This is a genomic window from Streptomyces sp. NPDC002734, from assembly GCF_040295685.1.
In the GTDB taxonomy this organism is placed as follows: domain Bacteria; phylum Actinomycetota; class Actinomycetes; order Streptomycetales; family Streptomycetaceae; genus Streptomyces.
The window spans coordinates 90,613-102,727 of record NZ_JBEOVU010000029.1 but is presented as its reverse complement, the minus strand read 5'-3'; the positions used below and the strand labels follow the sequence as shown (position 1 = coordinate 102,727).

General features: G+C 76.4%; 13 protein-coding genes and 1 pseudogene. 6 read left to right on the top strand and 8 right to left on the bottom strand.

The genetic code is table 11. The features are described 5' to 3' along the window. Positions 1 to 236 precede the first annotated feature (236 nt). Positions 237 to 434 (top strand): annotated as a pseudogene (locus ABT026_RS23995) (helix-turn-helix domain-containing protein); the annotation flags it as partial. A 72-nt stretch (positions 435 to 506) separates the two neighbouring features. Here ABT026_RS23995 and ABT026_RS23990 read toward each other — a convergent pair. Beyond that, positions 507 to 1,097: a TetR/AcrR family transcriptional regulator gene (locus ABT026_RS23990; RefSeq protein ID WP_351117196.1), complete on the bottom strand. Its 591-nt coding sequence runs from the start codon at positions 1,095 to 1,097 to the stop codon at positions 507 to 509. A gap of 99 nt (positions 1,098 to 1,196) precedes the next feature. On the opposite strand from ABT026_RS23990, the gene ABT026_RS23985 reads away from it, so the two are divergent. Further along, entirely contained in the window at positions 1,197 to 1,643 is a 447-nt protein-coding gene (locus ABT026_RS23985) for an anthrone oxygenase family protein (protein ID WP_351117195.1), read from the top strand. Positions 1,644 to 1,817: 174 nt separating this feature from the next. On the opposite strand, the gene ABT026_RS23980 is transcribed toward ABT026_RS23985, so the two are convergent. Further along, positions 1,818 to 2,873 carry a DUF2382 domain-containing protein gene (locus ABT026_RS23980; protein ID WP_351117194.1) on the bottom strand — a complete coding sequence of 352 codons (1,056 nt, stop codon included), beginning with the start codon at positions 2,871 to 2,873 and terminating at the stop codon, positions 1,818 to 1,820. Positions 2,874 to 3,026: 153 nt separating this feature from the next. On the opposite strand from ABT026_RS23980, the gene ABT026_RS23975 reads away from it, so the two are divergent. From ABT026_RS23975 to ABT026_RS23960, 4 genes are all read left to right on the top strand, one after another. Continuing rightward, the gene (locus ABT026_RS23975; RefSeq protein ID WP_351117193.1) at positions 3,027 to 3,962 is read left to right on the top strand and encodes a polysaccharide pyruvyl transferase family protein; all 936 of its coding nucleotides are present in this window, start codon (positions 3,027 to 3,029) and stop codon (positions 3,960 to 3,962) included. A 178-nt stretch (positions 3,963 to 4,140) separates the two neighbouring features. Beyond that, positions 4,141 to 4,599 (top strand): DUF6153 family protein, encoded by a 459-nt coding sequence (locus ABT026_RS23970; protein WP_351117192.1) that lies wholly within the window; start codon positions 4,141 to 4,143, stop codon positions 4,597 to 4,599. 110 nt (positions 4,600 to 4,709) lie between these two features. After that, a complete protein-coding gene (locus tag ABT026_RS23965; protein WP_351117191.1) occupies positions 4,710 to 5,330 on the top strand; it encodes a DUF305 domain-containing protein in 621 nt (206 codons plus the stop codon). 177 nt (positions 5,331 to 5,507) lie between these two features. Further along, complete coding sequence (locus ABT026_RS23960; RefSeq protein WP_351117190.1) at positions 5,508 to 6,074, top strand: DUF4396 domain-containing protein; 567 nt, start codon at positions 5,508 to 5,510, stop codon at positions 6,072 to 6,074. A gap of 42 nt (positions 6,075 to 6,116) precedes the next feature. On the opposite strand, the gene ABT026_RS23955 is transcribed toward ABT026_RS23960, so the two are convergent. From ABT026_RS23955 to ABT026_RS23930, 6 genes are read right to left on the bottom strand one after another with little or no spacing between them, the layout of a single operon-like run. Next, positions 6,117 to 6,857: a histidine phosphatase family protein gene (locus tag ABT026_RS23955; RefSeq protein WP_351117189.1), complete on the bottom strand. Its 741-nt coding sequence runs from the start codon at positions 6,855 to 6,857 to the stop codon at positions 6,117 to 6,119. Then, positions 6,854 to 7,762, bottom strand: coding sequence for a glycosyltransferase family 2 protein (locus tag ABT026_RS23950; RefSeq protein ID WP_351117188.1), 909 nt, complete (start codon positions 7,760 to 7,762; stop codon positions 6,854 to 6,856). Before ABT026_RS23950 ends, ABT026_RS23955 begins: the two co-directional genes overlap by 4 nt. Next, positions 7,759 to 8,649: a glycosyltransferase family 2 protein gene (locus ABT026_RS23945; RefSeq protein ID WP_351117187.1), complete on the bottom strand. Its 891-nt coding sequence runs from the start codon at positions 8,647 to 8,649 to the stop codon at positions 7,759 to 7,761. Before ABT026_RS23945 ends, ABT026_RS23950 begins: the two co-directional genes overlap by 4 nt. Continuing rightward, on the bottom strand, positions 8,646 to 9,830 hold the full coding sequence (locus ABT026_RS23940) for a glycosyltransferase family 9 protein (protein ID WP_502968045.1): 1,185 nt from the start codon (positions 9,828 to 9,830) through the stop codon (positions 8,646 to 8,648). The genes ABT026_RS23945 and ABT026_RS23940 overlap by 4 nt, the downstream gene beginning before the upstream one ends. After that, complete coding sequence (gene rfaE2 / locus ABT026_RS23935) at positions 9,827 to 11,347, bottom strand: D-glycero-beta-D-manno-heptose 1-phosphate adenylyltransferase (protein ID WP_351117186.1); 1,521 nt, start codon at positions 11,345 to 11,347, stop codon at positions 9,827 to 9,829. The genes ABT026_RS23940 and rfaE2 overlap by 4 nt, the downstream gene beginning before the upstream one ends. Beyond that, positions 11,340 to 12,113 carry a D-sedoheptulose-7-phosphate isomerase gene (locus ABT026_RS23930; protein WP_351117185.1) on the bottom strand — a complete coding sequence of 258 codons (774 nt, stop codon included), beginning with the start codon at positions 12,111 to 12,113 and terminating at the stop codon, positions 11,340 to 11,342. Before ABT026_RS23930 ends, rfaE2 begins: the two co-directional genes overlap by 8 nt. Positions 12,114 to 12,115: the final 2 nt, after the last annotated feature.

Here is a 12,115-nt window from a genome sequence, read left to right as displayed (position 1 = left end):
GGGGGGGGGGGGGGGGCCGGGGGGGGGGGGGGGGCGGGCGGTCCCGCGGGGGCGGGGCCCGGCGGGGGGGGCGGGGGGGGGCGCCCCGGGCCGCCGCCCCCCCCCCCCCGGCGCCCGCCGTGAGCACCGCGTCGGGCCCGGGCGGCGGGCCGTCCGCCGCCCACGCGGGGTCCGCGGCCGCACTCCCGGGCGTCGCCGGCGGTCCGGCCGCGGCGACGGGCGGCGGGGTCGCGCTGCTGGAGGGACTCGCCGCGATGGAGCGGCAGGTCGCCGGGCTGGTCATGGAGGGCGCCACCAACCGGGAGATCGCGGGGCGGCTGTACGTCAGCGTGAAGACGGTGGAGGCGACGCTCACGCGGGTCTACCGCAAACTCGGCATCCGCTCGCGCATCGACATCGTCCGCCTCACCGCCAACCACCCGGCCGGCGGCTGACGCCCCCTCACCCGGAGGCCGGGGGCTCGGTCCACGTCCGCGTCCGCTGCGCGTGCGCGCCGGAACACCCGATCAGGGAGCGGATCGGAGCACGGCGAGCCGGTCCACCAGCAGCTCGATCCTGTGCGCGCTCTCCCCGGGCGGCAGCCGTCCCGCACGGGTGAGGGTCGCCAGCCCGTGCAGGGACGCCCAGAACACCTCGGTGAACAGCGCCGGGTGCACGCCCTCCCCCGCGACCTCGCCGAGGGTCTCCAGCAGGGCGGCGAAGCCGTCCTTCAGCGGTTCGGGGGTGTCCTCGCGCGCGAAGGCCAGGCCGCCGTCGAGCTGGAACATCGCGTCGTATACCGCCGGGTTGCTCTCGGCGAAGCCGAGATAGGCGCGCGCGAGTGCGGTGACCCGGGCGCGCGGGCCGTCCGCGGAGCGGGTCGCGGCCCGCAGCAGGGCCGCCATCTCGGCCGCGCCCGTCAGGGCGACGGCGCCGATGATCTCCCGCTTGCCGCGGAAGTGGCTGTAGAGGACGGGCTGACTGTACTCGATGCGCTCGGCCAGCCGGCGGGTGGTGACCGCCTCCCAGCCCTGCTGCTCGGCGAGTTCGCGGGCGGTGGCCACGATCAGACGCTCGCGGGCCGCCCTCTCGCGCTCCTTGCGTTCCTGTACCGACATGCAGCGAATCCTAGCACCGCTAGACAATCGAGCGTTAGCAGCGCTAGCGTTGCCTCATCATCTAGCGGCGCTAGACGCCGGAGATCCCAGGGGGTTCCCATGTTCAACGCACTCGAGATCGTCACCACCGTGATCGTCGGCGTGATGGTGGGGGTGGAATTCTGCGTCGCTGTCTTCGTCAACCCGATCCTCGACGCCCTCCCCGGGGACAGCGCCCAGCGCGGCCGCAGCCACGGGGCCCGACTGCTGGGCGCCGTGATGCCGTTCTGGTACATCTCGTCGCTGGTCCTCGTCGTGGCCTGGTGGGCCGTCGGACGCGGCGAGGACGGCGCCGGACTCGTCGCCGCCGGGGGCGGACTGCTGCTTCTCAGCGTGCTGATGTCCGTCCTGCTGCTCGTGCCGATCAACAACCGGAGCAAGGAGTGGACGCCCGGCGACCGGCCCGCCGACTGGAAGCAGCAGACGCGGCGCTGGGACCGCCTCCACCTCGTGCGCGTCGCCGTCATCGTCGGCGCCTTCGCCCTGCTGGTCACCGCCCTCGCCTGACGGGGCGGGCCGAGGGAGGGGAAACCCTCGGCCCGCCCCGCAGGGCAGTCCCTCATGTGCGCCGGGCGGGCATCCTCCTAGGCTGACCTTGTCCCCAACGGGCGGCAGACCGGGGGGCGTTGCGGACGACCACGAGCGACCCGCAGCGCCCCCCATCCACGTGTGGAAGGACTGTCACCTTCCTCCCTTCCGGTGCTTGCCGCGGCCGCCCTCGCCGCTGATGCCGCTCGTGTCGACGCCCGACGCGGCATCCGTCCCGGTGGTCTCCATACCTTCCGACTCGATCCGCTCCTTGCGGACGCGGCCGGTGACGGTACGGTTCTGGACCCGCTCCTCGGTGGTGAGCTTGACCCGCTCGACCGGGACCACCTCGGTCTCGATCACGGGCCGCTCGGCGTGGAGCGTCACCTCGAACTCGGCCTCCTTCAGCGGCTCGCCGGAGAGCGCCGAGGAGCGGTTGGCGTCGGTGATCGGCTCACGGACGACGCGGACCTCCTCGTACCGCAGCGGAACGCTCTGCTGCACCTCTTCGGTGTCGACGTACTTGTGCAGCCTGGCGCGGCCGCTCTCCTGACGCTCGACCCGGACGTGCATGCGCTCCTCGGAGCGCGTCATCGCGTTCTCGGCCGTCTCCTTGCCCAGGCCGGCGGCGCCGGAACGCGAACGGGACTCGGCACCGGAGGTGCGCCCCTCGGCGCCGATGCCCCGGCCCTCGGCCGCCGTGCCCTGCGCGTAGGCCCGGCCGGACTCGTCGACGCCCTCGCCCTTGCGGCCGCGTGCGGACGCCTTGCCGGCGATGCCTCCGGCCACACCCCCGGCCGCGCCGGCCGCTCCGGCCGTCCCCTTGTCCATGCCGCCACGACCGGACGTCGCGTCCTTGTCCTGGCCCGTGGACTGCTCCCAGGGTTCGTCCCACTTGACGCCGTAGTACTCGTACAGACGGTGCTCCTCCTCGCGGGAGAGGTGACCGCCGCTGTCGACGACGACGTCGGGGGCGTCCTTGACCTTGTCCTTGGTGTACGGCACCTCGAGGTGGTCCTCCACCAGCGAGGCGTCACGGATCGGGACGAACGTCTCGCTGCTTCCGAAGAGGCCGGTCTTGACGCTCACCCACTCCGGGCGGCCGGTCGCGTCGTCGAGGAAGACGTGCTTGGCCTCGCCGATCTTCGTGCCCGTGCCGTCGTACACCGGATGGTCCAGGACAGCGGGGATCTGGTCTCGGGTGATCATTTCATCACCCTCCTTCCACACTCGGCTCGCCCAACGGGTAGACACGGACAAAAGGCATGAAACGGCCTTTCGGCCGCGAAGTCGTCGGAAATCGCGGTAAACGGCCGTCCTTCGACGCTTGACGCGGGACGGAAGGGGCACCCGCTTCGCACTGTGCGTACGAGCGATGACGGCGCGCACCCGCTTCTTCCGGAGGCGGGGCGGCCGCGACGGATCCTGGTGACCGGGTGGTTCAGCTTCCTGCACGGGGAGGCCACCGCCGGGGACGTGCTGGCCCTGGACCGGGTGCGGGAGGTGCTGGACGGGGCGGACCTGCCGTACGACGTGGCGTGGAGCCCCGGTTTCCGGCCGGAGGAGCTCTCCCTGGACCGGGCCGACCCGCGGGACTACTCCCACCTGGTCTTCGTGTGCGGACCGCTGCACGGGCTCCGGATCGAGCAGCTGCACGAGCGGTACGCGCAGTGCGTGCGGGTGGCGGTGGGGGTGTCGGTGATCGACCCCTCCTCGCCCGCGGTGCAGGGCTTCCACCGGGTGCTGGCGCGGGACGCGTCCGGGGCGGCGGCCCCCGATCTCGCGGCCCGGGCCCCGCTCCCGGATCCGGTGCCTTTGGTCGGGGTGATCCTCACCCACGGCCAGCAGGAGTATGGCGGGCGGCGGCTGCACGAGGCGGTGGCGGAGACGGTCACCGGCTGGCTCGCGGGCGTGGACTGCGCGCGGCTGGACCTGGAGACCCGGCTCGACTCCCGTGACTGGCGCCTGGCCGCCACGCCGGGGCAGCTGGAGTCGCTGCTGCGCAGGCTGGACCTGGTGGTCACCGACCGGCTGCACGGCCTGGTGCTCGGGCTCCGGTCGGGCGTCCCGGTGCTCGCGGTGGACCCCGTGGCGGGCGGCGCGAAGGTCGCCGCGCAGGGGCGGGTGTGGGGGTGGCCCGCGGTGGTGCCGGGCGAGCACGTCTGCGCCGGCGCCCTGGACCGCTGGCTGCACTGGTGCCTCTCCCCCGAGGGCCGTACCGCGGCGGCCGGCATCGCGGGTTCCACCGCCCGTGACCCCGCCGACACCCTGCTCGCGGCCCTCCACCACGAGGCGTGACGCCGCCGGAGCGGGAGGCGGGCGAGGACGTCCGCTCGGCGGCCGGCGCGGCGGGCGAGGACGCTCCCGCCCTCCCGTCCGGTGCGGCGGGTGTCCCGTCCCTCGCGCGTGGCGCCGACGGGGAGCCCGGTCGCGGGTGCGCCGATGGCCGGCGGCCCACGCGTCGTACGATGGGCGCGTGATCACCGGCCTCGGAACGCACCACCGCCCCGCGGGGCGGCTGTTCGCCCTGCTGGTGCTCGCGGTCCTGGCCGGGTTGTTCGGCATGCACGCCCTCGCCCCCGGCGGCGGGCTCGACCTGCCGCACTCCGGGTCGCACGGCACGCACGCGGCCCACGGCATGCGGGCGGCCCACGGCGAGCAGGCGGCCCCTGGCGGGCGGGTCACCCGTTCCCCGGGACAGAGCGTCGATGCCGGATTCCCTCAGGGGCACGGAGGAGGATCCGGCCACCTGAGCCACGCGGACGACACCTGTGCCGCCGCCGGGTCGGTGTCCCCGTACACCCCTCCCCCACTCACCGGCGTCCCCGCCGCCCCCTCGGCCGCCTCCCCGGCCCACCTCTCGGGCGCCCCCGCCTCGGCCCTGCCCGTCCGGGCGCCGCCCGACCTGGCCGAACTGCAGCTCCTGCGGATCTAGACGGTCCCGCACGGCACCCGCGCGCCCCTGCGCGCATACCCCCCGGGGGTCAGGTGCCGCGCTGCCACCCGTCATGCAACAGATCCACACGAACCAGGAGTCGCACCACCATGCCCGACAAGCGTTCCCTCACCCTCCGCGCCGCCGCCCTGCTCGCCACCGGCGCCGCCGCTCTCGCCCTGACCGCCTGCGGCGGGGGCCGGAGCCACGACGCCGCCGGACACGGCGGCCACTCCCCCGCCACCGCGACGGTCTCCCCGGGACAGCCCAACGCCGCCGACGTCGCCTTCGCCACCGGGATGATCCCGCACCACCGGCAGGCGGTGGAGATGGCCGGCCTCGCCCCCGACCGGGCGGCGTCGGCGGAGGTGAAGCGCCTCGCCGCGGAGATCGAGAAGGCCCAGGACCCCGAGATCACCACTCTGTCCGGCTGGCTCGGGTCCTGGGGCGAGGACGTTCCCGCCGAAGGCGCCGCCGGCGGTCACGCCGCACACGGCGGCGGAGGAATGATGTCCGCCGAGGACATGGCGTCCCTTCGCGAGGCCTCCGGTCCGGCGTTCGACGAGGCGTTCCTGCGCATGATGATCGAACATCACGAGGGCGCCGTCGCCATGGCCGGGACGGAGCGCGCGGACGGTTCCTACCCGCCGGCCCGGCGGATGGCCGCGGACATCATCGACGCGCAGTCGTCGGAGATCGCGCGGATGAAGGACCTCCTCGGCCGTAACTGACAGGTACTCGGCCCCTGTTGTCACTCGGCGGGGCGGGCGGTCGCGATACGCGACGCCCGCCCCGCCGGCGTGACACGAACCCGTTTCCCGCCGCCCTGGAATACCCCCAGGGGGTATATGGTTCGGGTGTGCGGGGCCGGGAGACGGGCCCCACCCGACTACGAGGGGAGAACCGTCATGGAGCACACCGGACACCACTCCGGCGACGCCCACGGCCACACGGGGCACGGGGGCCTGGCGGGACACGGGGACCACGGGGGACATCGGCCCGGGCCTGACGCCGGGCACCACCACGCGGCCCGCCCGGGCGCGAGCTGGGCCATGGCGGCGAAGGCGACGCTGCACTGCCTCACCGGCTGCGCGGTGGGTGAGATCCTCGGCATGGTCATCGGCACGGCGCTGGCCTGGGGGAACGTGTCGACCATGGTCCTGGCGATCGGTCTGGCCTTCGTGTTCGGCTACTCCTTCACCCTGTTCGGGGTCCGCAGGGCCGGACTGGAGCTGAGGGCGGCGATCAAGGTGGCGCTGGCCGCCGACACGGTCTCCATCGCCGTGATGGAGCTGGTCGACAACGGCATCGTCGCGCTGACCCCCGGGGCGATGGACGCCCAGCTCTCGGACGGCCTGTTCTGGTCGGCGCTGCTGGGCGGTTTCGCCGTGGCCTTCCTGGTCACCACTCCGGTGAACAAGTGGATGATCGGCCGCGGCAAGGGCCACGCGGTCGTCCACGCCCACCACCACTGACGCGGGACCGACCTCGGGACAGCGGGCCGGGCGGACGGTGCGTCAGGCGGTGTCCGCCGGGTCCAGGTGGGCGGTGTCGCCCCAGCGGGCCGGGCGCAGACGCCGCCCGTCGCCCTCCCAGTGCGACACCGAGGCGTTCGCCACGGGCGGCAGCGATTCGGGCGAGGTGGCCCCGACGCCGGCGAGGACATGGCGCAGGGCGACCAGCACCCCGTCGTGCGCGACCAGCAGGACACGCCGTCCGGGTGCGGCCCGGCCCAGGTCGGTGACGAACTGCCCGACGCGGACACAGACGTCGGTGAAGGCCTCCCCGCCGGGCGGCCGGTAGTACCAGTCCCCCAGCAGCTCCCGGCGGGCCGCCTCCTCCGGCGCCCGGGCGCGCAGCGCGGTCGGAGGGTACAGCTCGAAGACGCCCATCTCCCGGTCCCGCAGCCGGTCGTCCACCAGCACGTCGGGCGACGCGGCACCGCGTTCGGCGGCGCGGGAGGTCATCAGCTCCCACGTCTGCCGGGCTCTGAGGTAGGGGGAACACACGGCCAGCTCCGGGCCGGTTCCGGGGGGCATCCCGGCCAGCCAGGTCCCCAGGGCGAGGGCCTGCGCCACCCCCCGGCCGGTCAGCGGAACGTCCCGGTCGCGACCGGGCACGGGCTCCGTGCAGTGCGACGCCTCCGCCGCGGTGAAGGCCACGTTGGCCGTGCTCTGTCCGTGCCGCACGGCCCACAGACCGGCCAGGGCGCAGGGCGGCGCCGGGCCGCCCCGCGCCCTGGCGCCGCCCGCCGTCATCCCGTGTACTGCCGCGCCCGCGAGGCCCGTTGGGAGGCCTCCAGCAGGACGAGACGGGACTCGACCGCCGCCGGGAGCACCCGCCGCTCCCGCACCACCCACGGCAGCCCGGCCGCCGCCAGGGCGAAGCCGCGCAGCGACGCGGCGTCGCGCGGCACGGTCCGCGCCAGGTGCAGGGTGCGCCGCACCGCCGCGCGTGCCGGACGCCGCAGCCAGGTGAACCACAGGGTGTTGCGGATGCCGTGCGTGCGCCGCAGCGTGGAGTCCCGCGCGACGGACGCCCGGTGGTGGATGGTGAGACGGTCCGCGAAGACCAGCCACCACCCCGCCGCCGCGAGGTCCACGGCGAGCAGTTCCTCCTCGCCGCCGAGCCAGAGCCGCGGCGAGAACCCGCCGGCTGACCGGAACGCGTCGGTGCGCAGCACGGTCGCCGCCGCGAGGAACGAGCCCAGCGCGGGTCCGGGCAGCCAGTCGGGGCCCGGCAGGGGCGAGTCGCGCAGCTCGGCGACGATGGGATCCTCGGCCCCTCCCGGCTCCACGAGGATGCGGGCCGTCACTGCGGCGACGCCCGGGAAGCGGTCCAGCAGGTCGGCGGCGCCGCGCAGCGAGCCGGGCTCCCACCAGGTGTCGTCGTCGCAGAACGCCACGTACGGGGTGGTGACGTGACGGACCGCGAGGTTCCGGCCGACCGCGCCGAGGTTGCGTCCCGGGCTCAGCAGCAGTACCTCGGGGTGGTGGCGCGCGACGGCGGCGGCGGTGCCGTCGGCCGAGCCGTTGTCGGTGACGATCACCCGTGGCCGCTCCGGCAGTTCCGCCAGCCGGTCGAGCGTGTACAGGAGTTCGTCGCGCCGGTTGTGCGTGATGATCACGACGCTGACGCGCGGGTCGGCTCCGGACGGGTTCACGCGCGGGCCCCGTCCAGCAGCCGGGCGGCCCGTTCGACGTGCGGCGGCAGCGGTGCGCGGGCCCGCAGCGCGCCCGGCAGCCGCACCAGCGTGCCGCGCAGCGCGTGCCGGGCGGGGCCGCCTTGCCGTGCCTCGACGGCGAGTTCGCGGGTGCGGGCCAGGGCGAGCGGCAGCGGCCGGCGCAGCCAGGCGGTCAGCACCTCGTTGCGCCGCTGAAGGGCGGTACGGTGCGGGCGGGGCGCGGTGGCGGGGTGGTGGCGGGCGACCACGTCGGGGCAGTACGTCACACCCCAGCCGCGGGCCGCGAGGTCGTAGGCGAGCAGGGTCTCCTCGGCCCCGAAGAAGAGAACCCGGTGGTAGCCGCCGGCTTCCAGGTAGGCGGTGCGGCGGGCGACGGCGGCGCAGCCGAGGAAGCCGAGCACCTGGGTGCCGGGCAGGTCGGGGACCACGCCCAGCGGGGAGCCGGCGAGGACCTCGTTCATGGGGTCGTCGGCGCCCTCGAGGCCGACCAGGGTGCGGGCGGCGAGGAGCCCGAGCCGCGGGTGGGCCTCCATGCGGTGTGCGGCGGCGGTCAGCGCGCCGGGCTCCCACCAGGAGTCGTCGTCGCTGAAGGCCACGTAGGGGGTGTCGAGCAGTCTCACCCCGTGGGTGCGGGCGGTGGCGCCCTGGTTCTCGGCCAGGGCGATGGTCCTGACCTGCGGAAAGTCGCGGTCGATCATCTCCCGGGTGCCGTCGCCGGAGGCGTTGTCGACCACGACGACGGGCGGGTTGTCGGGCAGCGCGAGCAGGCGGCGCAGGGTCCGGGCGAGGCTTGCCCGCCGGTCACGGGTGGCGATCACCACTCCGACGGCGGGACCCGGGTCTTCGTCCGGTGCCGGCGCGGTCATGGCGTTCCGGTGGTCACGGTGGGTCCGGAAGGCGCGGCAGGGCCGGAGGGTGCCGCGGGGCCGGAGGGTGCGGCGGGCCCCGACGGCCCGGCGGATCCCGACGGCCCGGCGGATTCCGAGGGCCCGGCGGATTCCGAGGGCCCGGCGGGTCCGCGACGTGTGCGCGGCCCGGCGCCAGCGGTCGAATCCCGGCCGGCGGTGGGCCGTGCCGCCGCGTCCGCGGTGTCACCGGCCCTCTCCCCCGGCAGCCGTCCGAAGGCGCGGAGGACCTCGTCCACGGTGATCCGCAGCAGGCCCGGGTCGGGGCGGCGGGCGTGCGGGTCGCCGGGCGGGCCCGGGTGCCACAGGACCTGATGCCGGGGCCGGCGGGGCGGTCCCCAGCGGGCGGGCGGGGTGGGCCCGAAGAGGGTGACGGACGGCGTGCCGTGGGCGACGGCGAGGTGGGCGAGGCCGGTGTCACCGCTGACGACGGCCCGGGCGGACGCCACCAGCGCGGACAGCCGGCGCAGCGGCGTCCCGCCGCCGAGCCGGTCTGCGTCGTCCAGCCCTGCGGCGTCGGCGACGGCGGACACCAGGTCCTCCTCCCCCGGTCCCCCGGTGACCACCACGCGGCGCCCCCGCTCCCGCAGCGCGGCGGCCACGGCGGCGAACCGCTCGACCGGCCAGCAGCGGGCCGGCGAGCCGGCGCCGGGGTGCAGGACGACCGCGCCGGGCGCCGGGGAGGCGGCCTGCGGGCGGGGCAGCCGGTGGTCGGCGGGGTCCGCGTGGACGCCGTACCAGGCGAGCAGGCGGCACCAGCGGTCGCGTTCGTGTTCCTCGGCGTACCACGGGGGCCCTTCGACACCGGGGGTGTCCGGGTGGGCGAAGGCGAACAGGCGGGCGGGCCGCAGCGCGGCCAGCAGGCCGTGGCTGAGCGGGCCGTTGCCGTGCAGGTCGACGGCGAGGTCGGGCGGCGGCCCGGCCCAGTCGAGGGCGGCGGGTACGGCCCGGCCCGGCGCGGAGGCGGGCAGCAGACGGTCGACGGCGCCCGACTCGTGTGCCAGGAAGCCGAGTTCGGCCGGCGCGGCCAGGGTGATCTCGGAGTCCGGGTGGGCCCGGCGCAGGCCGCGCAGCGCGGGGATCCCGGCCAGCAGGTCCCCGAGGCCCAGGGCGCGCAGCACCAGCACGCGGTGGCGGGTCACCGGGGATCTCCCGCGTCCCGTGCGGCGGCGGCCCGGGCGGCGAGGCGGGTGGAGGACCGGCCGTCCAGGTAGGGCAGCAGGACGGCCTGGCCGCCCCACTCCTCGAGCAGGGCCGCCTCGGGCAGGTCGGCCCCGGCGTAGTCGCCGCCCTTGACCCACACGTCGGGGCGGAGCCGGGCGAGGAGTTGTTCGGGGGTGTCCTCGTCGAAGACGGCGACCGCGTCGACGCAGGCCAGCGCCTTGAGCACGCGGACCCGGTCGGCGAGCGGGTTGACCGGGCGGCCGTCGCCCTTGCGGCGGCGCACCGAGGTGTCGGAGTTGACGCAGACGACGAGGCAGTCGCCGAGGCGGCGGGCCTCCTCGAGCAGGCCGACGTGGCCGGCGTGCAGCAGGTCGAAGCAGCCGCCCGCGGCGACCACGGTCCCGCCGGCCGCGCGGACCTTCCCGGCCAGGGCGCACGGGTCCTCACTGCCTGCCCCGGCCGGGGACGCGGGGCGCGGGCCCCGGTTCCGGGCGCGCGGACCGGCGCCGTCCGCGGCCCGTCCGGCGGCGCGCTGCGCCGTCCCCGGCCCGGCGCGCCCGGCCGTGCCTCCCGCGTCGGCGGACGGGGCTGCGGCCTCCACGACCGCGTCCGCGGTGTCGAGTCCGATCGCCCCCGCGGCGCCCGCGGCGACGAACTCGGTGGCGGCGGCGACCGCTCCGGCCACCGCCTCCTCGACCAGGGCCCCGTCCGCCAGGAGCCCGGCGGCGGTGGCGGCGAAGCGGTCGCCGGCGCCGCAGGGGTCGCCGGCGTGGGCGGTGGGCGCGGGGAAGAGCAGCGGGTTGTCGCCGTAGGACAGCAGGGCGCCGCGCGCGCCGAGGGTGACCACGACGGCGGCGGCCTGCCAGGCGCGGACGAGGGCGGCGGCCCCGCGGGAGACGGTGCGCAGGTCCTCCCCCGTGCCGCCCTCGGTGAACCCGCGGGCCTCCTTCTCGGCCGGGGTGACCAGCCGGGTCCCGGGGACGGGCGCGGCGCCGCGCGGGTGCGGGTCCCACACCTCGGGCGGCCGCTCGGCGAGGGTGTCGCGCAGCGCCTCAGCGGCTCCGCGGCCGTAGTCGGAGACCAGGACGGCGTGCGCGCGGCGGATCGCCTCCCGGGCCTCCTCGGTGGCGCCGGCCGTCCGGCCGTCGCCCCGGTCGACGCGGGCCACCGGCCGGTGCTGGGCGAGCAGCCGGGTCTTCTCCGGCAGCGGGCCGCTGACGGGCAGCGCGATCACCCGCACGGCCGGTTCCAGCAGCCGCCGCAGCCTGCGGGCCGCGGGGTCGTCGCCGAGCCCGGTGATCAGCGTGACCTGGCGGCCGTCCTGGGCGGCGAGGTACGCGGCGAGGGCGGCGCCTCCGGGGCGCAGCCGTTCGACACAGTCGGCGACCACCGGCACGGGGGCGTCGGGCGCCAGCCGGTCGGCGGTTCCGGCGAGGTCGCGGTCGAGCAGCGCGTCGCCGACGACGACCAGCGGGGCGCTCACCTTCTCACTCATGCCGGCGGCCTCCGCGCGGCAGGTCGTCGGGGGTCCGCCGGATCAGCCCGGCCTGAAGGGCGTGCGGGCCTCCGCCGGCGCCGCGGGCGGACACGGTCCTGCGGTCCGGGGCGGCGTCGGCGGCCCCGGCGGCCGCGGCGGCTCTGGCCGCATCGGCGGCCTCGGTGCGGCGGCGGCCCTTGGCGCCCCAGCCGCGTTCCAGGGCGGCGTCGAACGCCTCGCACACCATGTGCACCGCGACCAGATGGAGTTCCTGGACGGTGGCGGTGGACGGCGCCTCGACGGCGAGCACCTCGTCGGCGGCGGCGGCCAGCGGGTTGGGGGCCGGGCCGGTGAGCGCCCACACGTGGAGACCGGACGCGCGGGCGGCCTCGGCGGCGGCCAGCAGGTTGGCGCTGGCGCCGCTGGTGGAGAGCAGCATCAGGATGTCGTCGTCGCGGCCGTGCGCGCGGACCTGGCGGGCGAACACCTCGTCGATGCCGTAGTCGTTGGCGATGGCGGTGGTGCTGGAGGTGTCGGCGTGCAGGGCGATCGCGGAGAACGGGGGCCGGTCGTCGCGGTAGCGGCCGACGAGTTCGGCGGTGAGGTGCTGCGCCTGGGCGGCGCTGCCTCCGTTGCCGGCGGCGAGCAGCCGTCCGCCGCCGGTGAGGACGGCGGCGAGCAGTTCGCCCCAGCGGTCGACGGTGTGCGGGGCCCGGGCGCGGAACTCGCCGAGGGCCTGGTCGAGGGCGTCGCAGTGACCGCCCGAGGCGGATACCGGTCGCATGT

Excerpts from the sequence above, each read along its gene's own strand:
- ABT026_RS23960 (WP_351117190.1), top strand. The coding sequence starts at position 5,508 with ATGGAGCACACCGGACACCACTCCGGCGACGCCCACGGCCACACGGGG.
- ABT026_RS23955 (WP_351117189.1), bottom strand. The coding sequence starts at position 6,857 with ATGACGGCGGGCGGCGCCAGGGCGCGGGGCGGCCCGGCGCCGCCCTGC.
- ABT026_RS23990 (WP_351117196.1), bottom strand. The coding sequence starts at position 1,097 with ATGTCGGTACAGGAACGCAAGGAGCGCGAGAGGGCGGCCCGCGAGCGT.
- ABT026_RS23965 (WP_351117191.1), top strand. The coding sequence starts at position 4,710 with ATGCCCGACAAGCGTTCCCTCACCCTCCGCGCCGCCGCCCTGCTCGCC.
- ABT026_RS23930 (WP_351117185.1), bottom strand. The coding sequence starts at position 12,113 with ATGCGACCGGTATCCGCCTCGGGCGGTCACTGCGACGCCCTCGACCAG.
- rfaE2 (WP_351117186.1), bottom strand. The coding sequence starts at position 11,347 with ATGAGTGAGAAGGTGAGCGCCCCGCTGGTCGTCGTCGGCGACGCGCTG.
- ABT026_RS23980 (WP_351117194.1), bottom strand. The coding sequence starts at position 2,873 with ATGATCACCCGAGACCAGATCCCCGCTGTCCTGGACCATCCGGTGTAC.
- ABT026_RS23985 (WP_351117195.1), top strand. The coding sequence starts at position 1,197 with ATGTTCAACGCACTCGAGATCGTCACCACCGTGATCGTCGGCGTGATG.
- ABT026_RS23945 (WP_351117187.1), bottom strand. The coding sequence starts at position 8,649 with ATGACCGCGCCGGCACCGGACGAAGACCCGGGTCCCGCCGTCGGAGTG.